We start from the raw sequence: 25882 nt of genomic DNA on the forward strand, positions 1-25882 counted from the left end.
GTATTTCTATGTGTGTGGTCTGAAAAGCATGGAAGAGGGCGTGGTGCTGGCGCTGCGCGACGTGGCGACCCAGGCGGGGTTGAACTGGGAGCAGATCGGCCAAGCGCTCAAGCGCGAGGGGCGTTTGCACCTCGAAACCTATTGAGTCGGCCCTGGATGTGAATCGGCACCAGGTCTGGCAGGGCAAGCGGATCGGCGACCATGCAACGCTGTGACCGAAAGTCCGGGCGACCGATTCCAGTGCCGGACCGGTGTTCGCAGTTGCGAGCGTGGATACACCCGATCACGGAGTGAGCCCGACGTCAAGCTCTTGCGCCGATTCACTGCCCATCGTGGAAGGTCTTCGAGATTTCGATTCGTTGTCCTGCTAGGATGCGTGCCGTCGAAAAGAGAGCAGACCGTTTGGTAGCACGGTCGGTCGCTGGGAAGCGGTATCTCACTCCGGTCACGGACCCACGACACCCGACGCCTGGTTCAACCAGGCGATTTTGGTGTGTCGAAGGGATCTTTCGTCGGCGCACCTGTCTTCAAATGTCAGGTCACCATGAGTTTCAAAGTTGCCATCATCGGCGCCGGTATCGGCGGCCTCTGCTTGGCCCAGTCGCTAAAAAGCGCGGGCATCGAGTTCCAGATTTTCGAGCGCGATTCCTCGCCTTCAGCACGACGACAGGGCTACCGCCTGCACCTCGACGCGGACGGCATCCATGCCTTGAAAGAGGCGCTTCCCGACCCGCTGTACAGGCTCCTCGAGGCCACCTCGATGACGCCTCTTCCCTATACGACCTTGCTGGATCCGGGTTTCGGTCTGCGGCGACGGTTCCCGACCGACGACTACAGCAAGACGCAGCACCATGTCGCAAGCGGTATCGCGGCACACATCAACGTGAATCGCATCACCTTGCGGCAGATACTCATGACCGGCCTGGAAGACCATATGCGTTTCGGTGCCGGGTTCGACCACTATCGATGCGACGCGCAGGGCGTGACCTTGGTGCTGTCCGACGGCGAGGAACTGCGTTTTGATCTGCTGGTGGGCGCCGATGGCGCTGGTTCGGCGGTCCGGCGCCAACGCGCGCCGCAAGCGAGGATGATGGATTCGGGAGCGCGGTCGATCTACGGCCGCCTCTCGGTGCCGCGGGCCCGGGACGTGGTGCCCGCTCACGCGCTGGCGGATCTGTTCACAGGTGTCACCAGCGAAGACAAGATGATCCTGGGTCTTGGCCCTGTGCTGTTTCCCATGGAGCCGAGCCAGGCCGCGGGCCTGCTGACACCCGGTGCGCAACTCAGCGAGCAGCAGGACTACCTGGGTTGCATTGTGGCTGGCCGCCGCGAGTTTTTTGGGTCGGATGAAGCCATGCGGGCCATGGACAGCGACAAACTCCAGGCGTTCGCGGCCACGGTGCTGCTGCGCAGGTGGTCGCCCTTGGCGGCACAAGTGGTCGAGGCGGGGGCGTCCGGCTCGTTCTTCTATATCAAGATGGAGTCCAGCGTGCCGTTTGAACTCGATGCCTGCTCCCATGTGACGCTGCTGGGAGACGCCGCTCACACAATGACGCCGAGCCTGGGTCGGGGCGCCAATGTCGCCCTCCACGACGCCGCATTGCTCGGGCGCCGCCTGGCCGAGGTGGCGCATGGCGAGACCTCGCTTGCCGTTGCCTTGCGTCGCTATGAGCAAATCATGATGGCCTATGGATTCGACGTCGTGCGTCACTCCGCAGAGATGGGCGCTCGGTTGCTCGGCCAGAACCCGCTGCCCCCGGGCTGAGAGATCGTTTGTGGTGACCGTGTCGTCCATCCCGTGGTGTGTGTCGGCTGCGAGCGAAGCGCATTCCCCTGCGCCTCCCGTGGTTGACCATCCAAGCGCACAGGGGCATGCTCTACGAGGGCAAGCTCCTGTGCTTTTTCAGGGTATTCCCTCGGGCACGCAAGAGGGTGCCCGTTTGCGACAAATTGTCGCGATGCATGCCTTACATTGCCGCTTGTGATGGCCGAACATATGAACGAGACAAGCGCCCCCGCGCGCCCCGCCATCGAGGTGGACGTGGTGATGCGCCGTGAACCGGTCAGCGGCCCCATGAGCCGCTGGCAAGCTTGGCGCTGGGTGCTCGCCGACGTGCTGCTGCACAGCACCCCCGACGAAACCACCGCGAGCGAACCCGCCGCATCGCACGAGCCGCAGGCGGTGGAGCCGGTCGAAGGCTCGGCGGAGCACCCCGGCACGCACTGGCTGTTTCCGCGCTTTCGCGTGGAGCTGTTCCGCGACGATGCCGAAGGCTATTTCCTGAACCTGAACAGCCCCAGCCCCTGTTTCTGGGTGGTCTGGCGCCCCGACGACGAGCGCCTGCTGGACGGCGAACCCATGGCCGTGCCGCAGACCGTCACGCTGAGCTACCACGACGCCGGACGCTGGCTCGACGCGCAGGAGCGGGTGGAGCAGGTGGCGGCCTCGGACGATGTGACCGACTGGCTGCGCGGCTTCGTGGACGCCAACTACCAGCCCGAGCCCAAGCGCCGCCAGCGGCCGCAAAGCTTCCAGGCGCTGACCGACCGTTTCGGTCAGCCGGTTCGCATTTCCACCGAGAAAAAAGGCGCAGGGCCCCAACGATGACACTCCGCATCGGTATCAGCGCCCGTTTGCTGCACGATCCACCACCCGGTCTGGGCCTGCCGCAGAAGCGGCTGCAGTTCCTGGAAAGCTCCATGGCGCACTGGATCATGGCCCACCGGGCGATCGCGCTGATGGTCCCCTTCATCGACGAGGAAAGTCCCTTGTCGGCCAACCGCGCGCCCATGACCGAACTGGTCGATCTGCTCGATGGCCTGGTCCTGCAGGGTGGCATCGACATCTGCCCGGAAACCTACGGTGACACACTGCGCGACCCGGCCTGGGCCGGCGACGCCGTGCGCGACCGCTACGAGCTCAATCTCCTGCGCGGCTTCATCGCGGCGGGCAAGCCGGTGCTTGGGGTGTGCCGCGGAGCCCAGCTCATCAACGTCTATTTCGGTGGCAGCCTGGTGCAGGACATCCCTTCGCAGCGCCCCGGAACCATCCAGCACCAGGACACCACGCGCTACGACCGGCTGACGCACGAGGTGCATTTCGAGACTGGATCTTCGCTGCAGCGCTTGTATGGCAACAGCGTGCCGCACCGCGTCACCAGCATCCACCACCAGTGCGTGGACCGCCTGGGCGAGGGGCTGGTGGTGGAGGCCGTCAGCTCGAAGGACGGCATCATCGAAGCCATCCGGCACACCGGCCCGGGCTATGTGCTGGGCGTGCAGTGGCATCCCGAATTCCACCTCACGCCAGGCGAAGAGATGCAGGGTCTGCTCGACAGCGGTCCGATGATGATGGACTTTCTGCGCGCCGCGCTGGCACGCGCCGACCGCCACCAGAGCGGTGCGGCCGTGGTGCACCCCGGTGTGCCCCTGTCTGCGCGATCATGAAACCCGACGAAGACGACAACTTCTTCTCGCGCTGGTCGCGGCGCAAGGCGCAGGTGCGCTCCGGGCAGCCCTTGCCCGCCGAGCCGCCAGCGCCTGAGCCCCCGGTGGCTGTGGCCCCGGTGACCGCACCAGGCGCTGTCGAAGGCTTGGCGCCAGCGACCTCGCCACCGCCGGTTTCTGCCGGGCCGGCGGAGCCCCCGCCCGCACCCACGCTGGAAGACGTGGCCCGCCTGTCGCTCGACGGTGACTTCAAGCCTTTCGTGGCGCGCGGCGTGCCGGCCGAGGTGCGCAACGCCGCGGTGAAAAAGCTCTTCACCGACCCGCGCTACAACGTGATGGACGGACTCGACATCTACATCGACGATTATTCGAAACCCAGCCCGCTGTCCGCCGTTGACATGGCCAAGATGGTGGGCGCGCAATTCCTGAAACTGGTCGACGACCCCAACGAAGTGAAACCCCCGGTGGCGCCTGTCCCCGTTGCAGCCACCGAAGCACACGCCGCAGAGCCCGAAGAGGCCCCCGCACTCCAGGTTGATGCGCCCGAACAGGTCGCCCAGCCAGACCCACCAGAACCCCACGATGACCACGCTGATCTGCAACTGCAACCAGACCATGCCGCTGAACCCCAAGACCCTGGGCGAGGCGCTGGATGAAGACCTGACGCTGCACACCACCTTGTGCCGCCGCGACGCGCCCGCCTTCCAGAAGGCCTGCCGCAGCAGCGACGATCTGGTGGTGGCCTGCACGCAGGAAAGCCGGCTGTTCACTGAGCTCTCGGAGCAGACCGAAGGCGCGGTGTCGCTCGACGTGCGGCCGATCCGTTTCGTGAACCTCCGCGAAACCGGCGGCTGGGGCCGCGAGGCCGCGCAGTCCACGCCGAAGATGGCGGCGCTGCTCACCGCGGCGCGCCTGCCCGAGGCCGAACCCGTGCCCACGGTGACCTACACCAGCGAAGGCCGCTTGCTGATCATCGGGGCGCTGGAAGACGCCGAACGCGCCGCGGACCTGGTGGCCGACGCGCTGGACGTGACGATCATGGCCACCGGTGGCGCCGGCATGCAGGCGCGCCGCTACCCCGTGATCGCGGGCGAGCTGCCGCAGGTGCGCGGCTGGCTCGGCGCCTTTGAAGTGCAGTGGCGCACCAGCAACCCGATCGACCTGGACCTGTGCACGCGCTGCAACGCCTGCATCGCCGCCTGCCCGGAAGACGCCATCGGCCTGGACTACCAGATCGACATGGACCGCTGCCGCTCGCACCGCGCTTGCGTGAAGGCGTGTGAGGCCGCGGGCGCGATCAACTTCCAGCGCGAGCCGCAGAGCCACAGCGAAAGCTTCGACCTGGTGCTGGACCTGCGCAAGACCCCAGCCTTCACACAGCACGCCCTGCCGCAGGGCTACACGCACCTGCCCGGTGGTCTGGGCGATGCCGCAGCCCTGCAGGCGCTGATCCGCCTGCGCGATCTGGTGGGCGAGTTCGAGAAACCGAAGTTCTTCACCTACAAGCAGAAGCTCTGCGCGCACGGCCGCAACGAGCAAGTGGGCTGCAACGCCTGTGTCGACATCTGCTCGGCCTCGGCCATCAGCAGCGACCTCAAGCGCAACCAGATCGTCGTCAACCCCAACCTCTGCGTGGGCTGCGGCACCTGCACCACCGTCTGCCCCACCGGCGCGCTCAGCTACGCCTACCCGCGTGCCAGCGAGCAGGGCGTGAAGCTGCGCACCCTGCTGGCCACCTACGCCAAAGCCGGCGGCAAGGACGCCGCCCTGTTGCTGCACAGCCAGGAAGCGGGCGCCGCGCTGATCGGCGACCTGGGCCGCGCCGCCGCGCTGGACAAGACCGTGCGCGGTGTGCCCGCGCGCGTGATCCCGCTGCCGCTCTGGCACACCGCGTCCATGGGGCTGGACGTCTGGCTCACCGCCTTTGCCTACGGCGCGTCGCAGGTCTGGGTGTTGATGACCGGCGAAGAAGCGCCGCAGTACCGCGACGCCGTGCGCGAGCAGATGGCGGTGGCGCAGGCCATCGTCAGCGGTCTGGGCTACAGCGGGCAGCACTTCCAGCTGCTGGAAGCCCGCGACGCGCGCGACCTCATGGCACTGGACGAGGCGCTGGGCGCCGCGCCGGCCCAGGGCGTGTCGCGCCGCGCCAGCTTCGCCGTGCAGGCCGACAAGCGCGCCACGCTCGAACTCGCGCTCGACCATGTGATGCAGGACAGCGCCGCGCAACGCCAGACGGGGCCAGAGGCCCTGCCGCTGCCGGCGGCCTCGCTGCTGGGCAGCATCGCCGTCAACCCGGACGCCTGCACCCTGTGTCTGAGCTGCGTGAGCGCCTGCCCGGCCAGCGCGCTGCAGGACAACGCCGATCGCCCACAGCTGCGCTTCATCGAAAAGAACTGCGTGCAGTGCGGTCTGTGCGAAAAAACCTGCCCGGAAAACGCCATCACCCTGCAACCGCGCCTGCTGCTCACCGAGCAGCGCAAGCAACTGCGCGTGCTCAACGAGGCCCAGCCCTACCAGTGCGTGCGCTGCGGCAAACCCTTCGGCACGCTCAAGGGCATCGAGGTCATGCTGGGCAAACTGTCGGGCCACGCCATGTTCCAGGGCGAGGCGCTGGAGCGCCTGAAAATGTGCGGCGACTGCCGCGTGGTGGACATCTATTCGAACCCGGGCGAGACCCGCATCACGGACCTCTGACCATGACCGATTCCATCCCCGTGTCTTCCGCCCTCGACGAAGAAACCGCCCGTGCCGAGGTGTACGGCCTGCTGGCCGCGCTGTTCTACGCGCCGCCCACGCCCGAGCTGCTGGCCCAACTGCGCGTGGCCGTGACCGAAGCACCCGCGCCCGGCGGTTTTCTGGAAGAACCCTGGCGCCAGTTCGTGGGCAGCGCGCGCGAGCTGAGCGACCAGCAAGTGGCCGACGAATACGACGCCCTGTTCGGCGGCGTGGGCAAGCCCGAGGTCTACCTGTTCGGCTCGTACTACCTCAGCGGCTTCCTCAACGAAAAGCCCTTGGCCGCCCTGCGCGGCGACCTGGCCGCCCTGGGTCTGGCACGCGACGAAACCATGAACGAGACCGAAGACCACTTCGCCTGCGTCTGCGAAGTCATGCGCTACCTGATCGCCGGCGACGACGTGGAAGTGGCCAACCTCACGCAGCAGCAGAAGTTCTTCAGCACCCATGTGCAGAGCTGGGCGCCGGCGCTGTGCGAAGCCATCACCGCCCACCCCAAGGCGCGCTTCTACGCAGCGCTGGCCGGGTTCACGGCTGCGTTCGTCAGTGTGGAGACGCAGGGGTTTGATTTGATGGTGTGAAGGGGCTACGCTTTCGGTTCGATGACCAACCGCTACCAAACCACTGGGGCCGAGGGCGAGTTCGAGCCCGGCTCGAACGGGCAGGTGCTGCGCAACCTGGTGGGCATCACCTCGGTCGACGACATGGACGAATTGGAGTTGCGACTGCTGGGCGAGCTGTACGACGAAGTGTTGCTGCAGGACTTCCCCGACCGGGCACTCACCGTCGAAGACCTCAAGCGCTGGCACCACCAGTGGCTGGGCAACGTGTACCCGTGGGCGGGGCAGGAGCGTTCGGTGAACCTGGGCAAGGGAGGCTTTCAATTCGCCACTGCCGGGCCTGCTCTTGGATTTCGAGCGGCAATACCTGGCAAGGTGGACATCTTGCTGGCAACTCGCCCCCGCCGAGATTGTGAACGCCATCGCGGTGACCCATGTGGAGCTGGTCTTGATTCATCCGTTCCGCGAGGGCAATGGGCGCTTGGCCCGTCTGCTGGCCGATGTGATGGCCGTGCAGGCTGGCCATGAGCCTATGGACTACAGCAGTTGGGAGCAGCGCAAGCCGGCGTACGTCGGTGCCATTCACGCCGGGTTGTCGGGCGACTACAGCCCCATGGGCCAGTTCGTGGCCGAAGCCATGGCCGCTGGCGATGCCAGCCTCAGCGGGCCAGCTTGATGTGAGCGAAACGCACCGCGGGCTGTTGCAACTTCTGCTCCAGCTGGGTCACGCTGCGGCCCGTTTCCACGGCGGTGGAGCTGGCCACGGCGCGCAGCATGGCTTTGCTGCTGGGCTTCTTGCGTTGGGGCTCTGTGGACTTGAGCATGCTGTGGTGTCGCGATGTCGGTGGTTGCTTAGTTTACCGCTGGACCTCATAACGATCACCCCCCAGGCCGCCCATCCCGCGTGTTCACCGCCTCCGGCGCCTGCGGCTCGGTCAGCAGCCTCACACTGAACACCGCGCCGCTCTGGCCGTCTTCCCGGTTGGCGGCGGTGATGTTGCCGCCATAGCGCTCCACCAGCCCCTGGCTGATCCACAGGCCCAGGCCGTTGCCGTCGTTCCGGGTGGTGAAGAAGGGGCGGAACAGGCGTTCGGCCACGCCGGGCGCCAGGCCCGTGCCGGAGTCCTGCACTTGCAGCAGCGCCCCGCGCGCGCCGTGTTCGTCGGCCCAGTCTTGTGTCACCAGTTGCAGCACACCGCCCTCGGGCATGGCCTGGATGGCGTTGATCAGCAGGTTGATGATGACTTGCTGCAGTTCCTGGCGGTTGAAGCCCACGGCCTGGCTGGCCCGGTGGTCGCGCCGCACTTCGATGCGCGTCTGCGCGAGCAGGTGTGCCACCAGCACCAGGCAGTCGTCCACCGTGCGGTTCAGGTCCAGGTTTTCCACGTAGCCGGCGTATTCGGTGGGGCGTGCGTACTGCAGCAACTGCGTGACGATGATGCGCATGCGCTCGACCTGCTCGTCGAGCAGTCTGAGTTCGCCGCGCACCGGCAGGCTGGCCTCGCCCAGGGTCTCGCGCATCAGGTCCAGGTTGCCCTGCATCACGGCGATGGGGTTGTTGATCTCGTGCGCGATGCTGGCCGTGAGCTGGCCAATGGCCGCCAGCTTCTCGCTCTTGACGAGCTGCTGCTGCGCGAGTTGCAGCGAGGCGTTGCTCGCTTCGAGCTCGCGCGTGCGCTCGGCCACCTTGCCGTCGAGCTCTTCGCCCCAGCGCTGCAGCGCGCGCGTCTTGTCGTCGATCACGTCGAGCAGCTGGTCCAGGTGGCCGGCGAGCGCGCCGAGCTCGTCGCGCGCGCGCAGCGGGCCCACGCGCGCGCCGGCCTGGCCGGCTTGCACCCGCTGCATGGTGCGGTTCATGCGCTGGACCGGCCGGAAGATGCTGCGCGCCCAGCGCACGGAGAACAGCGCCGAGAGCGCCATCACCAGCAGGAAGATCAGGCCGATAGCTCCGAGCATGGCGTAGCGCACCAGCCGGAACGGGGCTTCGAGATAGCCCACGTAGAGCATGCCGATGCGCTGGCCCCGTACGTCCTGCAGCGGCTCGTAGGCCGAGACGTACCAGTCGTTGACCACGAAGGCGCGGTCCAGCCAGGTCAGGCCCTGGCCCAGCACGGCGTCGCGCACGGTCTGCGAGACCCGCGTGCCGATGGCGCGCTGGTCCTGGAACAGGCGCACGTTGGTGGTGATGCGCACGTCGTCGAGAAACAGCGTGGCCGTGCCCTGGCTGTCGAAGGGCAGCGAGCCGTCGGGGTAGACGATGCGGTTGATGTGGTCGATGAAGTCGAGGTTCTGGTTGAGCAGCAGGCCCCCGGTCAGCAGGGCGATGGTGCGGCCCGCGCCGTCGCGCACCGGCAGGGTGGACAGCACCACCATGGCGCGGTCTTCGACCGTGCGCGTGCTCGGTGCGGCGTTGCGCGTGGGCACCACCGGCAGCCGCACGCGCGCCAGCAAATGGGGCGCCAATGCTTCCAGCGCCTGCGGGTCGAGCAGCAGCAACCGGGCCTGGGCCCGTTGCTGGTTGTCCTGCAGCGAGTCGCGCAGGGCGGCGGGCATGGCCGCCAGGGGTGCGGCGGCATCGCTGGTGCTCAGGCCGGCGGGCAGGGCGCGCGCGAGCGGCTGGCCTTGCGGCTGGTAGAGCACCAGAAAGTCCAGGCCGAGGCGTGCGCGGGCCTGGTCCAACTGGGCGGGGAGGGCGCTGCGGCCGTCGGGCGCGGGCGCCTGCAGGGCGGCGAAGAGAGCCTGCGAGCTGGCCACGCCTTGCGTGCCCGAACCCACCTCGATCAGCACCTGGTCGAAATAGCCGCGCGCCACGGCCAGGTCGCTGCGCACCTTGGTGATGAGCAGGCGGTCGTAGGCCACGTTGCCCCACAGGGCGAGCGCCAGCACCAGCAGCGGGAACGCCACCAGCAGCGGCAGCAGCGCCATGGCCAGCAGCTTGTTGCGCACCGAGGTGGCGAGCCAGCGGGGTGTGCGCCAGAGGGTCATGCTGCTGGCCGCGCACCGTGCGGCGAGCGTGTTGCTTCACCGGAGCGCGTGACCGGACCCAGTGGGTGCCGTGGAACCGGCTTCGCCGGGCCACTGGCACCGCCCCCTTGAGGGGGACGCGCGAAGCGCGGCGGGGGTGTGGTCACCCTCTCCCCCATTCGGCCACACGGCGTTCCAGCGTGCGGCGCGACACGCCCAGCAACTGGGCCGCGCGCGTCTTGTCGCCCTGCACCGAGTCGAGCACCGAGAGGATGTGCTGCTTCTCCAGCGCGTGCAGGTCGGTGGGCCTGGGGTCGGTGGACGCGCTCTGCCGCGGGGCCTCGCCCGGGTAGAGCGCCGACACGTTGAGCGTGCCCAGGATCAGGGAGCGCTCGATCAGGTTGCGCAGTTCGCGCACGTTGCCGGGCCAGTCGTACTGCCGCAGGAAGTCCATTTCCGCTTCGCTGATGCGCAGCGGCGCCACGCCCAGCGAGGGCGCGAGCTGGTCCATGAAGTGCGCGATCAGTGCGGGTATGTCTTCCTTGTGTTCGCGCAGCGGGGGCAGGGTGAGGTCCACCACCTGCAGGCGGAAATACAGGTCTTTGCGGAAGCGGCCGGCGGCCACTTCGTCGGCCAGGCGGCGGTTGGTGGCGGCCATGATGCGCAGGTTCACCGGCATCAGCTGTTCACTGCCCACCGGGCGGATCTTCAGGTCTTCGATGGCGCGCAGCAGCGTGGCCTGGATGGGCAGGGGCAGGTCGGCGATCTCGTCCAGAAACAGGGTGCCGCCCTGCGCGTAGTGGAACAGCCCGTCGCGCGCGCGGGTGGCGCCGGTGAAGGCGCCGCGCGCGTGGCCGAACAGCTCGCTCTCGATCAGCTCGGGCGACACGGCGGCGCAGTTCAGCGGCACGAAGGGGCCGCTGGCGCGCGGGCTGCGGGCGTGCAGCTCGCGCGCCACCAGCTCCTTGCCGGTGCCCGACTCGCCCTGCAGCAGCACGGTGCTGTGGACCGGTGCGACCCGGTCGATGGACTCGCGCAGACCTTGCATGGCAGGCGACTGGCCGACCAGCGCGTGGCCCTGCCCGGGCGCGCTAGCGACGGCGCGGCGCAGCACGAAGTTTTCGCGGCGCAGGCGCGAGCGCTCGACGCAGTGTTTCACCGCGTTGAGTATCTGCGGCACGCGAAACGGCTTGAGGATGAAGTCGGATGCACCAGCGCGCAGCGCCTCGATGGCGGTGTCCAGGTCGGCGAAAGCGGTGATCAGGATCACTTCGCCGTTGAAGCCCGATTCCCGCAGTTCCTTGAGCCAGACCACGCCGCTTTTGCCGGGCAGGGAGATGTCGAGAATGATCAGGTCCACGTGGTGGCCGCGCAGCCAACCGGCGCCTTCTTCGGCGCTGCCGGCGCTCATCACGAAGTGACAGCGTGGCGCAAGCGTCTTGACCAGAAAGTTGAGCATGCCCTGCTCGTCGTCGACGATCAGAATCGACCAGTCGGGCCAGCCTTCGAGGGCTTTGTCGGGAGGCGGCGCAAAGTAGGTGGGTTCCACCCGGCGGCATTCTACGGATGAAGCCTACAAGATCGCTTGGGTATTCATGCGATTCCGACACCGCCGGTGGGCGACCTCGGGGGGCCTGCCGGGCGACGGCTGCGACAAGTTGTCGCGCTTTCGAACGACAGCCTGACGCGGGCTTGCGTGGCGCAGATCGGTGGCATCAGGGTTATCCCGTGATGGCCCGTGTCGTTGCGGTGCGACACACCTTGCGTGCCAAGGGGAGAGGCCCGAAGGCGATGCATGAGAAGAATAAGCAATTGATGATGGCACGCTTTTGGCTATCAAAACGGAAGCGGCACCACGTGCTGTGTTGCGGCAGAAAGGCGGGACCACCGATCCGTTGCAAATCCATGCCATCAGTGGCAAGTCTTCCTTGCACACCTTGTAACGGGGGGTTAAATTCCACTTATGCAAAAAGTCCGCAAGTGACGCCGTGTGGCGTTTGAGGGGCTTTTGTTCAACCAGGAGACATGCATGAGCAAGCCCCTTTCCGACCCCCGCGAGGGCCGCCCCGGCCTGAGCCGCCGCACACTGTTTGCCGGTGCCTCCACCGTCGGGGCCCTGGCCGCCGCGGCCACCCTGATACCGCGTGCCCAGCCCACCGCCGTGACCCCCGCCGAGCCCCGCCCGGCGCCCGAAAAGGGCGGTGGCTACAGCTTGTCGGACCACGTCAAGCAGTACTACAAGACCACCCAGATCTGAGCCAGCAGGAGAACCCCATGTTGCTGACCAAAAAATCATCCACCACCAGCGCCCAGGGTGGCCGCGCGCACAGCGCCTTCGTCCACAGCCTGCAGCGGGGCCTGTCGGCCGCGCTGCCCACCATGGACCGTCGCGGTTTTCTGCGCCGCTCCGGCCTCGGGGTCGGTGTGGGCCTGGCCGCCACACAGCTCACGCTGGTGAAGAAGGCCAAGGCCGCCGAAGGGGGCTCCACCGACGGCTCCGGCAAGATCGAAGTCAAACGCACCGTCTGCACCCACTGCTCGGTCGGCTGCGCCACCGACGCCATCGTGGAAAACGGCGTCTGGGTGCGCCAGGAGCCGGTGTTCGACTCCCCCATCAACCTCGGCGCCCACTGTGCCAAGGGCGCCGCCCTGCGCGAGCATGGCCACGGCGAGTACCGCCTGCGCTACCCGATGAAGCTGGTCAACGGCAAGTACCAGCGCATCAGCTGGGACACCGCGCTGGACGAAATCACCGCGAAGATGAAGGAGCTGCGCGAGGCCAGCGGGCCCGACTCGGTGTACTTCGTCGGCTCCTCCAAGCACAACAACGAGCAGTCCTACCTGCTGCGCAAGTTCGTAAGCTTCTGGGGCACCAACAACTGCGACCACCAGGCGCGCATCTGCCACTCCACCACGGTGGCCGGCGTCGCGAACACCTGGGGTTACGGGGCGATGACCAACTCGTACAACGACATGCAGAACAGCAAGTGCGCGTTGTACATCGGCTCCAACGCCGCGGAAGCGCACCCGGTGTCCATGCTGCACATGCTGCACGCCAAGGAAAACGGCTGCAAGATGATCGTGGTGGACCCGCGCTTCACCCGCACGGCCGCCAAGGCCGACGAATACGTGCGCATCCGCTCCGGCACCGACATTCCCTTCCTGTTCGGCCTGCTGCACCACATCTTCAAGAACGGCTGGGAAGACAAGCAGTACATCAACGACCGTGTCTACGGCATGGACAAGGTGCGTGAAGACGTGCTGGCCAAATGGACGCCGGACAAGGTCGAAGAAGCCTGCGGCGTGCCCGAAGCACAGATGGCCAAGGTCGCCAAGATGATGGCCGAAGCCAAGCCAGCCACCATCGTCTGGTGCATGGGCCAGACGCAGCACTCCATCGGCAACGCCATGGTGCGCGCGTCGTGCATCCTGCAACTGGCACTGGGCAACGTGGGCAAGAGCGGTGGCGGCACCAACATCTTCCGCGGCCACGACAACGTGCAGGGCGCCACCGACGTCGGCCCCAACCCCGATTCGCTGCCGGGCTACTACGGCCTGGCCGCCGGCTCGTGGAAACACTTCGCCAAGGTCTGGGGCGTGGAGTACGACTGGATCAAGGCCAAGTACGCCGAGGGCATGATGGAAAAGCCCGGCATCACCGTCTCGCGCTGGATCGACGGCGTGATGGAAAACAACGAGCTGATCGACCAGGGCCCGAACCTGCGCGGCATCTTCTTCTGGGGCCATGCGCCCAACTCGCAGACGCGGGGCCTGGAGATGAAGCGCGCGATGGACAAGCTCGACCTGCTGGTGGTGGTGGACCCGTACCCCTCGGCCACCGCGTCGATGGCGGCCATGCCCGGCAAGCCCGAAGACCTCAACCCGAACCGCGCGGTGTACCTGCTGCCGGCGGCCACCCAGTTCGAAACCAGCGGTTCCTGCACCGCGTCCAACCGCTCGATCCAGTGGCGCGAACAGGTGATCGAACCCCTGTGGGAGAGCCGCAGCGATCACATGATCATGCACCAGTTCGCCGAGAAGCTGGGCTTTGGTGCCGAGCTGTCGAAGAACTACAAGATGCAGAAGGTCAAGGGCCTGGACGAGCCCGTGCCCGAAGACATCCTGCGCGAAATCAATGCCTCGGTCTGGACCATCGGCTACACCGGCCAGAGCCCTGAGCGCCTGAAAGCGCACATGCGCAACATGGGCGCCTTCGATGTGAAGTCGCTCAAGTGCAAGGGCAAAGTGGTCGACAAGGAAACCGGCTACGACATGAGCGGGGATTACTTCGGTCTGCCTTGGCCGTGCTACGGCACCGCCAAGATCAAGCACCCGGGCTCGCCCAACCTGTACGACACCTCCAAACACGTGATGGAAGGCGGCGGCAACTTCCGCGCGAACTTCGGCGTGGAGCGGGAAGGCGTGAGCCTGCTGGCCGAAGACGGATCCCACTCGCTGGGCGCCGAGATCACCACCGGCTACCCCGAGTTCGACCACGTGCTGCTCAAGAAACTGGGCTGGTGGGACGACCTCACCGACGCCGAGAAGACCGCCGCCGAGGGCAAGAACTGGAAGACCGACCTCTCGGGCGGCATCCAGCGCGTGACCATGGCGCACGGCTGCCACCCGTTCGGCAACGCCAAGGCGCGCGCCGTGGTGTGGAACTTCCCCGATGGGATTCCACAGCACCGCGAACCCATCTACGGCACCCGCCCGGACCTCGTGGCCAAGTACCCCAGCCACGACGACCAGAAGAACCGCTGGCGCCTGCCGGTGCTCTACAAGTCGCTGCAGCAGAAGAACGTGGACGACAAGGTCTACGAAAAATTCCCGCTGATCATGACCAGCGGGCGCCTGGTCGAGTACGAGGGCGGTGGCGAGGAAACCCGCTCCAACCCCTGGCTGGCCGAGCTGCAGCAAGAAATGTTCGTGGAACTCAACCCGGCGGCTGCGGCGTCGCGCGGCATCCGCAACGGTGAGCGCGTGTGGGTGAGCACCCCCACCGGCGCACGCATCAACGTGCAGGCCCTGGTGACCGAACGGGTGGGGCCGGACACGGTGTTCCTGCCGTTCCACTTCTCCGGGCGCTGGCAGGGCGAAGACATGAAGCCGTACTACCCGGATGGCGCCTTCCCGGTGGTTCGCGGTGAGGCGGTCAACACCGCCACCACCTACGGCTACGACATCGTCACCATGATGCAAGAGACCAAGACGACGGTCTGCAACATCGAAAAAGCATAAGGAGAACGCACGATGGCACGAATGAAATTCATCTGTGACGCCGAGCGTTGCATCGAGTGCAACGGCTGTGTCACGGCCTGCAAGAACGAGCACGAGGTGCCGTGGGGTGTGAACCGCCGCCGCGTGGTCACCCTCAACGACGGCGTGCCGGGCGAAAAATCGATCTCGGTGGCCTGCATGCACTGCAGCGATGCGCCCTGCATGGCGGTCTGCCCGGTCAACTGCTTCTACCGCACCGACGAAGGTGTGGTGCTGCACGACAAGGACGTCTGCATCGGCTGCGGCTACTGCTCCTATGCCTGCCCGTTCGGCGCACCGCAGTTCCCTTCGCAGGGCACGTTTGGCGTGCGCGGCAAGATGGACAAGTGCACCTTCTGCGCCGGTGGCCCGGAAGAGCACGGCAGCCAGGACGAGTTCGAGAAATACGGCCGCAACCGCCTGGCCGAAGGCAAGCTGCCGGCCTGCGCCGAGATGTGCTCGACCAAGGCCCTGATCGCCGGCGACGGCGACGTGGTGGCCGACATCTTCCGCACCCGGGTGCTGCGCCGTGGCAAGGGCGCCGAGGTCTGGGGCTGGGGCACCGCCTACGGTACGGCTCAGGAGACCAAGTCATGATGAACACCACCACGATGATCCGTCTGCTGGCCCTGTCGGGGGTTCTGGCACTGGGTGCCTGCGGCGAAAAGCCGCAGGACATGACCGGTGGGGGCGTCAAGCAGGACAACGCGCCCTACCAGGGTGTGGGCAACAGCCAGTACGCCCAGGCCGGCTGGAAGGTCGGCGACAAGAGCAGCTGGGAACAGCAGCTCAAGGCCCGTGCCCAGTACGGCCAGAACGACTACACCCGCATGGGCGCCAAGCCTTGAAGGGACAGCCATGAACCGGCACCCGATGATCCTGAACCCCGCAGCCTGGCGTGGCTGGGGCGTCGCTGCACTGCTGGCACTGGGCGCCAGCTGGGCCAGCGCCCAGACGGCTCCGAACCCACCCGTGCCCGACGATCCGGCACCGCCCGCTGCCCAGTCCGCACCCGCGGCCGTGGGTGGCATCAAGAGCGCCAACATCTTCGAGATCGCGCCCGACGCGAGCAAGGACCCGGACTACGAGAACCAGACCAACGCGCAGCGTCGGCAGGTGCAGCCCGGCAACAACGCGCCGATGTGGCGTGACGTGGGCAAGGGCGTCACCGGCTACAGCAGTCTACCGCTGAGCCAGGCGCCGGAAGCCGGCAACCTGATCCAGCCCTTCGTGCAGTACCCGGGTTCGCGCCTGACCACCGCCGGTGAGGCCTGGCGCCAGGTGCGCAACGACTGGCTGATCCCCTACGGCGGCTCGCTGCTGTTCATCGTGTTGCTGGCCCTGGCCATCTTCTACCTGACCAAGGGTCCGCTGGGCGGGCATCTGAAGGACACCGGGCGCAAGATCGAGCGTTTCACGCCCCTGGAGCGCGCGGCCCACTGGTCGAATGCCATTGCCTTTGTGGTGCTGGCCATCTCCGGCATCGTGATGGCCTTCGGCAAGTTCTTCATCCTGCCCGTGATCGGTACCACGCTGTTTGGCTGGCTCACGTTCGCGCTGAAGAACGCACACAACTTCATGGGCCCGCTGTTCGCCGTGTCGTTGCTGATCGTGGTCGTGACCTTCATCAAGGACAACATCGCCAACGCGGCCGACTTCGTCTGGCTGTCCAAGCTGGGCGGCATGCTCAGTGACAAGGAAGTGCCGTCGCACCGCTTCAACGCGGGCGAGAAGGGCCTGTTCTGGTGGGGTGTGACCATCCCCGGCATCGTGGTGGTGGGCTCCGGCCTGTTCCTCGACAAGCTCCTGCCGGGCATGCTGTATCTGCGCGGCGACATGCAGATCGCCCACATGCTGCACATCGTGGGCGCGCTGATCATGATGGCGCTGATCATGGGCCACATCTACATGGGCACGGTGGGCGTGAAGGGCGCGTACGGCGCCATGCGCACCGGCTACGTGGACGAGGCCTGGGCCAAGGAACACCACGAGCTCTGGTACGACGATGTCAAGGCCGGCAAGATTCCCGCCCAGCGCAGCCAGCCCACCCCGTCGGCGCCGGCGGGCGACGCGGTGGCCAAGGCCTGACCCCTCCTCCAAGGACATTTGCGATGAAACGAATCCTGCTGATCTCCCTGCTGCTCGCCGGTTCGGCCAGCGTGATGGCCAAACTGCCGGCACCGGTGCTGGACGACGCCGCCAAGGCCAAGGCCGAGGAAGCCAAGGCCAAGACCGCGCACGCCGGCAAGGTGGACGCCTACAAGCTCTGCCTGTCCATGGAACGCGCCGCAGCCAACTATTTCAAGACCGCGTCCACCGCGGGCAAGACGGTGAAGCCGGCTCAGGCCGCTCCGGCCTGCGCCGATCCGGGGCCGTTCGTGCCGACCACGGGTGCTGCCCCGGCCCCGGCCGCTGCCGCCGTGGCCCCCCAAAAGCCCTGATGCCTCACGCCGCTGGGGCTACCGGTACAGAAGAGGCCCGCCGGGCCTCTTTTTTGTTGTCGGGTCGCTCCTGGGGCCTTGCCCGTGGCGTCATACTTTGGAGCCTGTCCACCATGTCCACGAGCCTGCTCGAACCCATGTCCCCGCCTGAAGCCTTGCACACCGCGCCCGCCGACGCGAAACCCCGTCCCGTGCGCCTGCCGCAGCTCACCCATGCCCGGGCGCCGCTGACGCAGGAGGTGGCCGTGCTCAACGAATACGGCCAGCGCAGCCAGGTGTCGATCCCGGCCGAGCGCGATCTCACGGTGTACGTTGACAAGCGTGAGCTGGTCACGCTCATGACGCTGGGCGCCCACCCGGAGTGGCTGGTGCTCGGTTATCTGTTGAATCAGCGGCTGGTCCGCTCGGTGGACGAAGTCGAGTCCATCACGGTGGACTGGGACGTGGGCAGCGCCGCGGTCAAGACACGGCACGGCATCGACCGCATCGAAGAGCGCACCGCCCGGCGCGTCGTCACCACGGGCTGCGGCCAGGGCAGCGTGTTTGGTCACCTGATGGACGAGATCGACAACATCCACCTGCCCGAGGCCGCGGTGCTGCGCCAGTCGCAGCTCTACGGCATCGTGAACGCGATCCGGCTCAAGGAGAGCACCTACAAGTCGGCCGGCTCGGTGCACGCCTGCGCGCTGTTCCGCGGCGAAGAACTGCAGCTGTTCGTGGAAGACGTGGGGCGCCACAACGCGGTGGACACCATCGCTGGCTGGATGTCCCTCGAAGACCCGTCCCTGGCCCGCAGCGCCGACAAGGTGTTCTACACCACCGGCCGCCTCACCAGCGAGATGGTCATCAAGTCGGCGCAGATGGGCGTGGCGGTGGTGGTCTCGCGCAGCGGCATCACGCAGATGGGGCTGGAAGTGGCGCAGCGCGTGGGCCTGTGCGCCATCGGGCGCGCCACCCACAAGCGCTTCCTCTGTTACGCCAACACCCAGCGCCTGCTGCTCGACGCCGTGCCGCCGCCAGCGCCCATGACGGGCCCCGCGACCGCAGCCTGACCGTCGCCCTCGGGCCCGCCCGGGCCCGCGAACGGGCATAAACTTGGCCGGTTCACGGGTCCGCACGCGCCTTGGCCGGCGGCTCCCAGCCATGTCCCCCTGTTTTCTGAAAGCCCGCAGATGAGCCGAGAAGTCCACGTCATCGACCACCCCCTGGTCCAGCACAAGCTCACGCTGATGCGCCGCAAGGACACCAGCACCAAGAGTTTTCGCGAGCTGGTGCACGAGCTGTCGGCCCTGCTGGCGTACGAGATCACGCGCGAGATGCCCATGCAGGAGATCGAGATCGAGACTCCGCTGGAGAAAATGACCTCGCGCGTCATCGACGGCAAGAAGGTCGTGCTGGCTTCCATCCTGCGCGCGGGCAATGGTTTCCTTGACGGCATGCTGCAGGTCATCCCGGGCGCACGCGTCGGCCACATCGGCCTGTACCGCGACCCAGCCACGCTGCAGGCGGTGGAGTACTACTTCAAGATGCCGCAGGGCATGGAAGAGCGCGATGTGATCGTGCTCGACCCCATGCTGGCCACCGGCAACTCGGCGGTGGCGGCGGTGGACCGGCTCAAGCAGACCCACCCGCGTTCCATCCGTTTTGTCTGCCTCGTGACCTGTCCCCAGGGCATCAAGACCTTCCACGACCACCATCCGGACGTGCCGATCTACACCCCGGCGGTGGACCGCGGCCTGAACGAGCACGGCTACATCGTGCCGGGCCTGGGCGACGCGGGCGACCGCATTTTCGGCACGAAGTAGGACCACCCCCATCGCTGGCTCACTGCGTGTAGCCAGCTCCGCCCCTCAAGGGGCAACGCCTGCGGGCCGGCGGAGCCGGACCCGCGGCGTTCTGGGTTATTGGGCCTCCCGCTCCGGATGCCGGGCCACTCACATCGTCCCCCTGAAGGGGGTGACATGTCCGCGAATGCGGACGTGGCGCAGGGGTGAATCAATTCAGTTAAGGTCGCAGGATGGCTGTCGCACCCGTTCCGCTTCCTGTCTCCTTCTGGTCCCTGGGCTGGCGCTCGCTCTGGCGCGACTGGCGTGCGGGTGAGTTGCGGCTCTTGTTGCTGGCCGTGACGCTGGCGGTGGCCGCGCTCACCGCGGTGGGCTTTTTTGCCGACCGGCTGCAGGGCGGTCTGGCGCGCGATGCGCGGGCGTTGATCGGTGGCGACGCGGTGGTCAGCAGCGACAACGCCACGCCACCGGCGTTCGAGCAGCAGGCGAAGGCGCTGGGGCTGCAGACCACGCAGACGCTGGGTTTCCCCACCATGGGCCGGGCCCGCGACGAAGAGGGTGGCGCGGCGCGGCTGGTGGCGCTCAAGGCGGTGGGTGAGGGCTATCCCCTGCGCGGCAACCTGCGGGTGGCCACGGCCCCGCTAGCGCCCGATGCCGCTACCCGCGACATTCCCGCGCCCGGCACCGCCTGGGTGGACGCGGCGCTGCTGGTGGCTCTGGATCTTTCCGTGGGCCAGCCGCTGCTGCTGGGTGACGCCCAGCTGCGCATCACCCACGTGATCGTGGTGGAGCCCGACCGGGGCGCGGGCTTCATGAGCTTTGCGCCACGCGTCATGATCAATGCCGCCGACCTGCCGGCCACCGGCCTGGTGCAGCCGGCGAGCCGGCTCACTTACCGGCTGGCCGTGGCCGGCGGCGACCCGGCCGTGAAGCGGTTCGTGGACTGGGCGAAGGCACAGATCGAGCAGCCCGGTGTGCGGGGCCTGCGCCTGGAGTCGCTCGAAGGCGGGCGGCCCGAGATGCAGCGCACGCTGGAGCGCGCCGAAAAATTCCTCAACCTCGTGGCCCTGCTGGCCGCGCTGCTGTGCGCGGTGGCGGTGGCGATCGCCGCGCGCGGGTTTGCCCAGCGCCATCTGGACGACTGCGCCATGTTGCGCGTGCTGGGGCTGTCGCAGGGCAGCATGGCGCGGGCCTACACCTTCGAGTTCGCGCTGGTCGGTTTGTTTGCCAGCGTGCTGGGGGTGTTCCTGGGCTATGTCGTGCACCACGGTTTCGTGTGGCTCTTGGCGGGCCTGGTGGACGCCTCCTTGCCCGCGCCCGGCCCCGCCCCGGTGCTGCTGGGCCTGGGCATGGGCCTCACGCTCATGATGGCCTTTGGCCTGCCGCCGGTGCTGCAACTGGCCAAGGTGCCGCCGCTGCGCGTGATCCGGCGCGATGTGGGCCAGCTCAAGCCGGCCTCGCTGGCGGTGTTGGGGCTGGGCGTGGCGGGTTTTGCCGCCTTGCTGCTGGCCGCCAGCCGCGACCTGCTGCTGGGCGCGATTGCCGTGGGCGGCTTTGCCGGGGCCGTGCTGCTGTTCGCGCTGGCCAGCTACGCGGCGGTGCGCTTGCTGCGCGCCAGCGTCAACGAGGCCACCGCGCCGCGCGCCCTGGTCATGGCCACGCGCCAGCTCTCGGCACGCCCGGCCTACGCCGTGGTGCAGATCAGCGCGCTGGCCGTGGGCTTGCTGGCATTGGTGCTGCTGGTGCTGCTGCGCACCGACCTCATCGCCAGCTGGCGCAACGCCACGCCGCCCGATGCGCCGAACCGCTTTGTCATCAACGTGCAGCCCGACCAGGGCGAAGCGTTTCAGCAGGCACTGCGCCAGGCCGGTGTGCAGCGCTTCGACTGGTACCCCATGATCCGGGGCCGGCTGGTCAGCATCAACGGCAAGACGATCAGCCCCGACGACTTCACCAGCGACCGCGCCCAGCGCCTGGTGGACCGCGAGTTCAACCTGTCCAACTCCGCCACCTTGCCCGAACACAACCCGGTGGTGGCGGGCCGCTGGCAGGACAACGAAGCCGATGCCTTGAGCGTGGAAGAGGGCCTGGCCGAAGAACTGGGGCTCAAGCTGGGCGACCGGCTGGGCTTCGACATCGCCGGGCAGGTCAGCGAGGGCCGCATCACCAGCCTGCGCAAGGTGGACTGGGGCTCGATGCGGGTCAACTTCTTCGTGGTGTTCCCGGTGGCCCAGGTGCCCGATGCGCCGGTCAGCTTCATCAGCGCCTTTCGAGCGCCCGAGGCCGATGTTCAGTTCGACAACGCGCTGGTGCGCCAGTTTCCCAACATCACCAACGTCGACATGAGCCAGACCATTGCCCAGGTGCAGCGCGTGCTGGGCCAGGTGATCGGCGCGGTGGAGTTCCTGTTTGCCTTCACGCTGGCGGCCGGCCTGGTGGTGTTGCTCGCCGCCGTCACCGCCACGCGCGGCGAGCGCGAACGCGAGTTCGCCATCCTGCGCGCGGTGGGCGCCGGCTCGGCCCTGCTGCGCCAGGTGCAGCGCATCGAGTTGCTCGGCGTGGGCCTGCTCGCGGGTTTCCTGGCTTCGGTGGTGGCGGTGGTGGTGGGCTGGGCGCTGGCCCGCTTCGTGTTCGAGTTCACCTGGACCGCCTCGCTCTGGGTGCCGCTGGGCGGCAGCCTGGCCGGTGCCGTGCTGGCCTTGCTGGCCGGCTGGTGGGGGCTGCGCAGCGTGCTGCGCACGCCGGTGGTCGAAACCCTCCGCCGAGCAACCGTGTGACCCCCTGCGCCGCCACCTTCTTCATCCACTCCCATGACCTCATCCGAGACCGCTGCATCACCCACCACCCCGTTTGAATGGATCGGCGGCGAAGCGCGCGTGCGCGCGCTGGTGGACCGCTTCTACGACCTGATGGACATCGAGCCCGGCTACCGCGAGCTGCGTGCGAGCCATGGCAATACGCTGGACGATGCGCGCCAGAAGCTGTTCTGGTTTCTCTGTGGCTGGCTGGGCGGCCCCTCGCACTACGAAGACCGCTTCGGCCACCCGCGCCTGCGCCAGCGCCACATGCCGTTTTCCATCGGCGTCGTCGAACGCGACCAGTGGCTGGCCTGCATGGACCAGGCCATGGGCGAGACGGGCGTGCCCGAAGACCTGCGCGCCCGCTTGAAGGACAGCTTCTTCAAGACCGCCGACTGGATGCGCAACCGCCCCGGGAGCGCCTGATTGGACCCGCAGCCACCCGAACCCGGCCGTCTCGTGGCGCGCACCACGCGGCGGGGCGCGTTGGCCATCGCGGCCTTCTGGCTGGTGCTGATGGGGCTGTTGTACCTCGTCTTTGATCAGGTCGAGCAGCGCCAGCAGGCCCGCTATATGGCCCATGAAGGTGGGGCCGGCGAGCTGGTGATTCCGCGCGGCCCCGATGGCCACTTCCGCGTCGCCGGCCGGGTCAACGGGCAGCCGGTGGAATTCCTGGTCGACACCGGAGCCAGCACGGTCACGGTGAGCGAGGCCTTTGCCCGCATGGCGGGCCTCGATGGCGGGCAGAGCGTGACCTTTCAGACCGCCAACGGCGAGTTGCAAGGCCGCATGTTGCGGCGTGTGCCGGTGCAGGCGGGGCATCTGGGGCTCGCTGCGACGCAGGTCGCGGTCGGGCTGGTGGGGCTTGAGAGCGGAGAGGCGCTGCTGGGGCAGAGCTTCCTCTCGCGCTTCGACATCCACATCCGGCAGGGCGAGATGCGTTTGAGTCCACGTTAGGCCGGGCGCAGCAACACCACCAGCGCCCCGGCGCCGCCTTCGGCCGGCCGCGCCTGCACGAAGGCCAGCACCTCGTTTTTCTGCACCAGCCAGCGCTGTACCCGGCCCTTGAGCACCGGTGCGCGGCCAGGCGAGCCCAGGCCCTTGCCGTGCACCACGCGCACGCAGCGCAGACCCAGCTGGTGCGCTTCGCGGATGAAGCGGCCCAGCGCTTCGCGTGCTTCGTCAACGCGCAGACCGTGCAGGTCGATCTGGCGCTGGATGCTCCAGCGGCCCTCGCGCAGTTTGCGCGTCACGTCCGGCCCCAGGCCCGGGCGGCGAAAGCTCAACTGGTCGTCGGTGTGCAGCAGGGTTTCGACGTCGAAGTCGTCCGACAGCGCCTCGCGCATCACGGACGCCTCGTCCAGTTGGCGCTGGCGGGGCGCCGGCTCCACGGGTCTCGGCGGGTGGTGCACGCGCCGTGCGCCGACCAGAGGCCGCACCGGACCCACCGCCAGCTCGAACAGGCGCGTTTCCCGGTCCAGCCGCTGCAGCCGCAGGCGCTCGGCCTCGCGCACCGCTGCCTCGGCGGCTACCCGCTGGGCGATCACCTTCTGCAGCGTCTTGAGTTCGGCGAGCGAGCGCAGTTTCATGGTGGCGCGATTTTCGCGCAGGCGCCAAGACCTTCAGATCAGACCGAGTTCGGCCATCGACGCCGCCTGCTCGCGCGTCACGATGAAATGGTCCAGCACGCGCACGTCCACCAAAGACAGCGCGGCCTTGAGCGACTGGGTGAGCGCTTCGTCGGCGCGCGAGGGCTGGGCGGTGCCGCTGGGGTGGTTGTGTGCGAGCACCACGGCGGCGGCGTGGTGGTGCAGGGCGCGCAGCACCACTTCGCGCGGGTAGACGCTGGTCTGCGTCAGCGTGCCGCGAAACAGTTCTTCGAGCGCGATCAGCCGGTTCTGGCTGTCCAGGAACAGCACGGCAAACACCTCGTGGTTGCGTGCGCCCAGCTGCAGCTGCAGGTATTCGCGCACCGCCTTCGGGCTGTCGAACAGGGCTTTCTGCTGCAACTCCTGCGCCAGCGCGCGGCGCGCGAGTTCGAGCACGGCCACCACCTCGGCGCGTTTGGCCGGCCCCAGGCCCTTGATGACCTTGAGCGCCTCGGCACCGGTGTGCAGCAGGCCACCCACGCCGCCGAAGGTGTTCAGCAGCTCCTGCGCGAGCTGCACCACGTGTTTGCCCTGGATTCCGGTGCGCAGCAGCAGCGCCAGCAGTTCGGCGTCGCTGAGCGCCGATGGCCCGCGCGCGAGCAGTTTTTCGCGCGGGCGCGCGTCGTGGGGCAGGCTTTTCAGCCCGGTACTGGCAAGGCCATTCATGTTTTTCCTCCCTGGATCAGCCTGCTTTTTACAATAGGCGGAGTTGCCGCTCACAAACCCGCTTCCACCCGTGCGAGGCGCGCTGTACCGGTTCACCGTATTCCAACCTCCCCCAAGACCCATGGCTCACGTTCAAGAAGGCTCCTTCCTTACCCTGCACTACCGCATGTCCGGGCCGCAGGGCCAGGTGATCATTGACACCTTCGAGGGCCAGCCCGCCACGCTGAGCCTCGGCTCCGGGCAGCTTTCACCGGCCATCGAGCAGCGGCTGATCGGCCTGGAGGAGGGCAGCCGCACGGTGATCGAGCTCGAAGCCGGCGAGGCCTTCGGTGAGCGCCAGCCGGACATGGTGCAGTGGGTCGCGCGCAAGCTGCTGAGCGAGCTGGGTGACCCGCACGAGCAGTACGCGGCCGGTGACGTGGTGCAGTTCCCCACGCCCGATGGCCTGGGCAACTACGCCGGCTCGGCCGTGGAGGTGCGTGAAGATGGCGCGGTGCTGTTCGACTTCAACCACCCGCTGGCGGGCCAGCCGGTGCACTTTGAAGTGCAGCTGATCGGGGTGCTGTGATGGACGAGCCCAAAGAAGTCCTGCTGGCCGAACCGCGCGGTTTCTGCGCGGGCGTGGACCGCGCCATCGAGATCGTCGAGCGCGCGCTGGCCAAGTTTGGTCGGCCCATCTATGTGCGCCATGAGATCGTGCACAACACCTATGTGGTCAACGACCTCAAGGCCAAGGGCGCGATCTTCATCGAAGAACTGTCCGACGTGCCGCCCGGCGCCACGCTGGTGTTTTCCGCCCACGGCGTGAGCAAGGCCGTGCAACAGGAAGCGCAGGCGCGGGGTTTCAACATCTTCGACGCCACCTGCCCGCTGGTGACCAAGGTGCACGTGGAGGTGGCCAAGCTGCACAAGGAAGGCTTCGAATTCATCATGATCGGCCACAAGGGCCACCCCGAGGTCGAGGGCACCATGGGCCAGCTCGACAGCGGCATTCACCTGGTCGAAGACGCGGCCGACGTGGCCCGCGTGTCGCCGGCGCAGACACAGAAACTCGCGGTGGTGACGCAGACCACCCTGAGCGTGGACGACGCGGCCGGCATCCTGGCCGCGGTGAAGGCGCGTTTCCCCAGCGTGCGCGAGCCCAAGCAGCAGGACATCTGCTACGCCACGCAGAACCGGCAGGACGCCGTCAAGCTGCTCAGCCCGCAGGTGGACGTGGTGATCGTGGTCGGCAGCCCGACCAGCTCCAACAGCAACCGCCTGCGCGAGGTCGCGCTCAAGCTCGGCACACCAGCCCACATGGTGGACAGCGCCGACGAGCTGCAGGCCGAGTGGTTCGAAGGCCGCTCCCGCGTGGGCCTGACGGCTGGCGCCTCGGCGCCCGAGATCCTGGTGCGCCAGGTGATCGACCGCATCAAGGCCCTGGGCGCGATCTCGGTGCGCACCATGGAAGGCCTGACCGAGACGGTCAAGTTCCCGCTGCCCAAGGGGCTGAGGATCGATGGCGATAGCCCTTCACTGATCGAACATCTGCACTAGGATGACCCACCCCCGCAGCGCTTCGCGCTACCCCCTCTAGGG

The 25882-nt window shown here is 67.5% G+C and carries 26 protein-coding genes and 1 pseudogene; 22 read left to right on the plus strand and 5 right to left on the minus strand.

Annotated features, from left to right (window positions below; all coding sequences use genetic code 11):
- The 9 genes and pseudogenes from HTA01S_RS26035 to HTA01S_RS26040 form a co-directional block, all read left to right on the plus strand.
- Nucleotides 1–145: pseudogene (locus HTA01S_RS26035) on the plus strand (benzoyl-CoA oxygenase); the annotation flags it as partial.
- Between the two features lie 399 nt (nucleotides 146–544).
- Nucleotides 545–1765, plus strand: a complete 1221-nt coding sequence (locus HTA01S_RS16825; protein WP_068173903.1) for an FAD-dependent oxidoreductase — start codon at nucleotides 545–547, stop codon at nucleotides 1763–1765.
- A 231-nt stretch (nucleotides 1766–1996) separates the two neighbouring features.
- Nucleotides 1997–2608, plus strand: a complete 612-nt coding sequence (locus HTA01S_RS16830; RefSeq protein WP_068173904.1) for a DUF3305 domain-containing protein — start codon at nucleotides 1997–1999, stop codon at nucleotides 2606–2608.
- Entirely contained in the window at nucleotides 2605–3447 is an 843-nt protein-coding gene (locus HTA01S_RS16835) for a gamma-glutamyl-gamma-aminobutyrate hydrolase family protein (protein ID WP_068173905.1), read from the plus strand. The genes HTA01S_RS16830 and HTA01S_RS16835 overlap by 4 nt, the downstream gene beginning before the upstream one ends.
- Nucleotides 3444–4103 carry a DUF3306 domain-containing protein gene (locus HTA01S_RS16840; protein WP_068173906.1) on the plus strand — a complete coding sequence of 220 codons (660 nt, stop codon included), beginning with the start codon at nucleotides 3444–3446 and terminating at the stop codon, nucleotides 4101–4103. Before HTA01S_RS16835 ends, HTA01S_RS16840 begins: the two co-directional genes overlap by 4 nt.
- Complete coding sequence (locus HTA01S_RS16845) at nucleotides 4063–6141, plus strand: 4Fe-4S binding protein (protein ID WP_068173907.1); 2079 nt, start codon at nucleotides 4063–4065, stop codon at nucleotides 6139–6141. Before HTA01S_RS16840 ends, HTA01S_RS16845 begins: the two co-directional genes overlap by 41 nt.
- Nucleotides 6142–6143: 2 nt before the next feature.
- Complete coding sequence (locus HTA01S_RS16850; RefSeq protein ID WP_068173908.1) at nucleotides 6144–6761, plus strand: TorD/DmsD family molecular chaperone; 618 nt, start codon at nucleotides 6144–6146, stop codon at nucleotides 6759–6761.
- 21 nt (nucleotides 6762–6782) lie between these two features.
- On the plus strand, nucleotides 6783–7268 hold the full coding sequence (locus tag HTA01S_RS16855; RefSeq protein WP_245638135.1) for a hypothetical protein: 486 nt from the start codon (nucleotides 6783–6785) through the stop codon (nucleotides 7266–7268).
- A complete protein-coding gene (locus HTA01S_RS26040) occupies nucleotides 7153–7416 on the plus strand; it encodes a Fic family protein (RefSeq protein WP_245638116.1) in 264 nt (87 codons plus the stop codon). Before HTA01S_RS16855 ends, HTA01S_RS26040 begins: the two co-directional genes overlap by 116 nt.
- Here HTA01S_RS26040 and HTA01S_RS25375 read toward each other — a convergent pair.
- The 3 genes from HTA01S_RS25375 to HTA01S_RS16865 all read right to left on the minus strand — a co-directional run bounded on the left by HTA01S_RS25375 (nucleotide 7400) and on the right by HTA01S_RS16865 (nucleotide 11253).
- Nucleotides 7400–7564 (minus strand): hypothetical protein, encoded by a 165-nt coding sequence (locus tag HTA01S_RS25375; protein WP_157572156.1) that lies wholly within the window; start codon nucleotides 7562–7564, stop codon nucleotides 7400–7402. The two genes, HTA01S_RS26040 and HTA01S_RS25375, sit on opposite strands and share 17 nt — an antisense overlap.
- 55 nt (nucleotides 7565–7619) lie before the next feature.
- Nucleotides 7620–9725: a sensor histidine kinase gene (locus HTA01S_RS16860; RefSeq protein WP_068173909.1), complete on the minus strand. Its 2106-nt coding sequence runs from the start codon at nucleotides 9723–9725 to the stop codon at nucleotides 7620–7622.
- A 142-nt stretch (nucleotides 9726–9867) separates the two neighbouring features.
- Nucleotides 9868–11253, minus strand: a complete 1386-nt coding sequence (locus tag HTA01S_RS16865; protein ID WP_068173910.1) for a sigma-54-dependent transcriptional regulator — start codon at nucleotides 11251–11253, stop codon at nucleotides 9868–9870.
- A 480-nt stretch (nucleotides 11254–11733) separates the two neighbouring features.
- On the opposite strand from HTA01S_RS16865, the gene HTA01S_RS16870 reads away from it, so the two are divergent.
- From HTA01S_RS16870 to HTA01S_RS16920, 11 genes are all read left to right on the plus strand, one after another.
- Nucleotides 11734–11961, plus strand: coding sequence for a formate dehydrogenase (locus HTA01S_RS16870; RefSeq protein ID WP_068173911.1), 228 nt, complete (start codon nucleotides 11734–11736; stop codon nucleotides 11959–11961).
- 17 nt (nucleotides 11962–11978) lie between these two features.
- On the plus strand, nucleotides 11979–14945 hold the full coding sequence (locus HTA01S_RS16875; RefSeq protein WP_068173912.1) for a formate dehydrogenase subunit alpha: 2967 nt from the start codon (nucleotides 11979–11981) through the stop codon (nucleotides 14943–14945).
- A gap of 12 nt (nucleotides 14946–14957) precedes the next feature.
- Complete coding sequence (gene fdh3B, locus HTA01S_RS16880) at nucleotides 14958–15560, plus strand: formate dehydrogenase FDH3 subunit beta (protein WP_068173913.1); 603 nt, start codon at nucleotides 14958–14960, stop codon at nucleotides 15558–15560.
- Entirely contained in the window at nucleotides 15557–15811 is a 255-nt protein-coding gene (locus HTA01S_RS16885; protein WP_245638117.1) for a hypothetical protein, read from the plus strand. Before fdh3B ends, HTA01S_RS16885 begins: the two co-directional genes overlap by 4 nt.
- A 10-nt stretch (nucleotides 15812–15821) precedes the next feature.
- Nucleotides 15822–17051, plus strand: coding sequence for a formate dehydrogenase subunit gamma (locus HTA01S_RS16890; RefSeq protein ID WP_245638118.1), 1230 nt, complete (start codon nucleotides 15822–15824; stop codon nucleotides 17049–17051).
- A 23-nt stretch (nucleotides 17052–17074) separates the two neighbouring features.
- A complete protein-coding gene (locus tag HTA01S_RS16895) occupies nucleotides 17075–17404 on the plus strand; it encodes a hypothetical protein (RefSeq protein WP_068173915.1) in 330 nt (109 codons plus the stop codon).
- A gap of 137 nt (nucleotides 17405–17541) precedes the next feature.
- Nucleotides 17542–18456 (plus strand): formate dehydrogenase accessory sulfurtransferase FdhD, encoded by a 915-nt coding sequence (locus tag HTA01S_RS16900; protein ID WP_068174131.1) that lies wholly within the window; start codon nucleotides 17542–17544, stop codon nucleotides 18454–18456.
- 120 nt (nucleotides 18457–18576) lie between these two features.
- Complete coding sequence (gene upp / locus HTA01S_RS16905) at nucleotides 18577–19209, plus strand: uracil phosphoribosyltransferase (protein WP_068173916.1); 633 nt, start codon at nucleotides 18577–18579, stop codon at nucleotides 19207–19209.
- A 212-nt stretch (nucleotides 19210–19421) separates the two neighbouring features.
- Nucleotides 19422–21965, plus strand: coding sequence for an ABC transporter permease (locus tag HTA01S_RS16910; RefSeq protein WP_068173917.1), 2544 nt, complete (start codon nucleotides 19422–19424; stop codon nucleotides 21963–21965).
- Between the two features lie 33 nt (nucleotides 21966–21998).
- Entirely contained in the window at nucleotides 21999–22412 is a 414-nt protein-coding gene (locus HTA01S_RS16915) for a group II truncated hemoglobin (RefSeq protein WP_068173918.1), read from the plus strand.
- Nucleotides 22413–22943 (plus strand): retropepsin-like aspartic protease family protein, encoded by a 531-nt coding sequence (locus HTA01S_RS16920; protein ID WP_084236195.1) that lies wholly within the window; start codon nucleotides 22413–22415, stop codon nucleotides 22941–22943.
- Here the strand turns inward: HTA01S_RS16920 and HTA01S_RS16925 are convergent.
- Nucleotides 22940–23575: a Smr/MutS family protein gene (locus HTA01S_RS16925; RefSeq protein ID WP_068173919.1), complete on the minus strand. Its 636-nt coding sequence runs from the start codon at nucleotides 23573–23575 to the stop codon at nucleotides 22940–22942. The two genes, HTA01S_RS16920 and HTA01S_RS16925, sit on opposite strands and share 4 nt — an antisense overlap.
- 33 nt (nucleotides 23576–23608) lie before the next feature.
- Complete coding sequence (radC, locus tag HTA01S_RS16930) at nucleotides 23609–24301, minus strand: RadC family protein (RefSeq protein ID WP_068173920.1); 693 nt, start codon at nucleotides 24299–24301, stop codon at nucleotides 23609–23611.
- 121 nt (nucleotides 24302–24422) lie between these two features.
- On the opposite strand from radC, the gene HTA01S_RS16935 reads away from it, so the two are divergent.
- Complete coding sequence (locus HTA01S_RS16935) at nucleotides 24423–24869, plus strand: FKBP-type peptidyl-prolyl cis-trans isomerase (protein WP_068173921.1); 447 nt, start codon at nucleotides 24423–24425, stop codon at nucleotides 24867–24869.
- Nucleotides 24869–25840, plus strand: a complete 972-nt coding sequence (gene ispH / locus HTA01S_RS16940) for a 4-hydroxy-3-methylbut-2-enyl diphosphate reductase (RefSeq protein ID WP_068173922.1) — start codon at nucleotides 24869–24871, stop codon at nucleotides 25838–25840. Before HTA01S_RS16935 ends, ispH begins: the two co-directional genes overlap by 1 nt.
- Nucleotides 25841–25882 lie beyond the last annotated feature (42 nt).

It is taken from the genome of Hydrogenophaga taeniospiralis CCUG 15921 (assembly GCF_001592305.1).
Classification (GTDB): domain Bacteria; phylum Pseudomonadota; class Gammaproteobacteria; order Burkholderiales; family Burkholderiaceae_C; genus Hydrogenophaga; species Hydrogenophaga taeniospiralis.

Excerpts from the sequence above, each read along its gene's own strand:
- HTA01S_RS16825 (WP_068173903.1), top strand. The coding sequence starts at position 545 with ATGAGTTTCAAAGTTGCCATCATCGGCGCCGGTATCGGCGGCCTCTGC.
- HTA01S_RS16830 (WP_068173904.1), top strand. The coding sequence starts at position 1,997 with ATGAACGAGACAAGCGCCCCCGCGCGCCCCGCCATCGAGGTGGACGTG.
- HTA01S_RS16835 (WP_068173905.1), top strand. The coding sequence starts at position 2,605 with ATGACACTCCGCATCGGTATCAGCGCCCGTTTGCTGCACGATCCACCA.
- HTA01S_RS16840 (WP_068173906.1), top strand. The coding sequence starts at position 3,444 with ATGAAACCCGACGAAGACGACAACTTCTTCTCGCGCTGGTCGCGGCGC.
- HTA01S_RS16845 (WP_068173907.1), top strand. The coding sequence starts at position 4,063 with ATGCCGCTGAACCCCAAGACCCTGGGCGAGGCGCTGGATGAAGACCTG.
- HTA01S_RS16850 (WP_068173908.1), top strand. The coding sequence starts at position 6,144 with ATGACCGATTCCATCCCCGTGTCTTCCGCCCTCGACGAAGAAACCGCC.
- HTA01S_RS16855 (WP_245638135.1), top strand. The coding sequence starts at position 6,783 with ATGACCAACCGCTACCAAACCACTGGGGCCGAGGGCGAGTTCGAGCCC.
- HTA01S_RS25375 (WP_157572156.1), bottom strand. The coding sequence starts at position 7,564 with ATGCTCAAGTCCACAGAGCCCCAACGCAAGAAGCCCAGCAGCAAAGCC.
- HTA01S_RS16860 (WP_068173909.1), bottom strand. The coding sequence starts at position 9,725 with ATGACCCTCTGGCGCACACCCCGCTGGCTCGCCACCTCGGTGCGCAAC.
- HTA01S_RS16870 (WP_068173911.1), top strand. The coding sequence starts at position 11,734 with ATGAGCAAGCCCCTTTCCGACCCCCGCGAGGGCCGCCCCGGCCTGAGC.
- HTA01S_RS16875 (WP_068173912.1), top strand. The coding sequence starts at position 11,979 with ATGTTGCTGACCAAAAAATCATCCACCACCAGCGCCCAGGGTGGCCGC.
- fdh3B (WP_068173913.1), top strand. The coding sequence starts at position 14,958 with ATGGCACGAATGAAATTCATCTGTGACGCCGAGCGTTGCATCGAGTGC.
- HTA01S_RS16885 (WP_245638117.1), top strand. The coding sequence starts at position 15,557 with ATGATGAACACCACCACGATGATCCGTCTGCTGGCCCTGTCGGGGGTT.
- HTA01S_RS16890 (WP_245638118.1), top strand. The coding sequence starts at position 15,822 with ATGAACCGGCACCCGATGATCCTGAACCCCGCAGCCTGGCGTGGCTGG.
- HTA01S_RS16895 (WP_068173915.1), top strand. The coding sequence starts at position 17,075 with ATGAAACGAATCCTGCTGATCTCCCTGCTGCTCGCCGGTTCGGCCAGC.
- HTA01S_RS16900 (WP_068174131.1), top strand. The coding sequence starts at position 17,542 with ATGTCCCCGCCTGAAGCCTTGCACACCGCGCCCGCCGACGCGAAACCC.
- upp (WP_068173916.1), top strand. The coding sequence starts at position 18,577 with ATGAGCCGAGAAGTCCACGTCATCGACCACCCCCTGGTCCAGCACAAG.
- HTA01S_RS16910 (WP_068173917.1), top strand. The coding sequence starts at position 19,422 with ATGGCTGTCGCACCCGTTCCGCTTCCTGTCTCCTTCTGGTCCCTGGGC.
- HTA01S_RS16915 (WP_068173918.1), top strand. The coding sequence starts at position 21,999 with ATGACCTCATCCGAGACCGCTGCATCACCCACCACCCCGTTTGAATGG.
- HTA01S_RS16925 (WP_068173919.1), bottom strand. The coding sequence starts at position 23,575 with ATGAAACTGCGCTCGCTCGCCGAACTCAAGACGCTGCAGAAGGTGATC.
- radC (WP_068173920.1), bottom strand. The coding sequence starts at position 24,301 with ATGAATGGCCTTGCCAGTACCGGGCTGAAAAGCCTGCCCCACGACGCG.
- HTA01S_RS16935 (WP_068173921.1), top strand. The coding sequence starts at position 24,423 with ATGGCTCACGTTCAAGAAGGCTCCTTCCTTACCCTGCACTACCGCATG.
- ispH (WP_068173922.1), top strand. The coding sequence starts at position 24,869 with ATGGACGAGCCCAAAGAAGTCCTGCTGGCCGAACCGCGCGGTTTCTGC.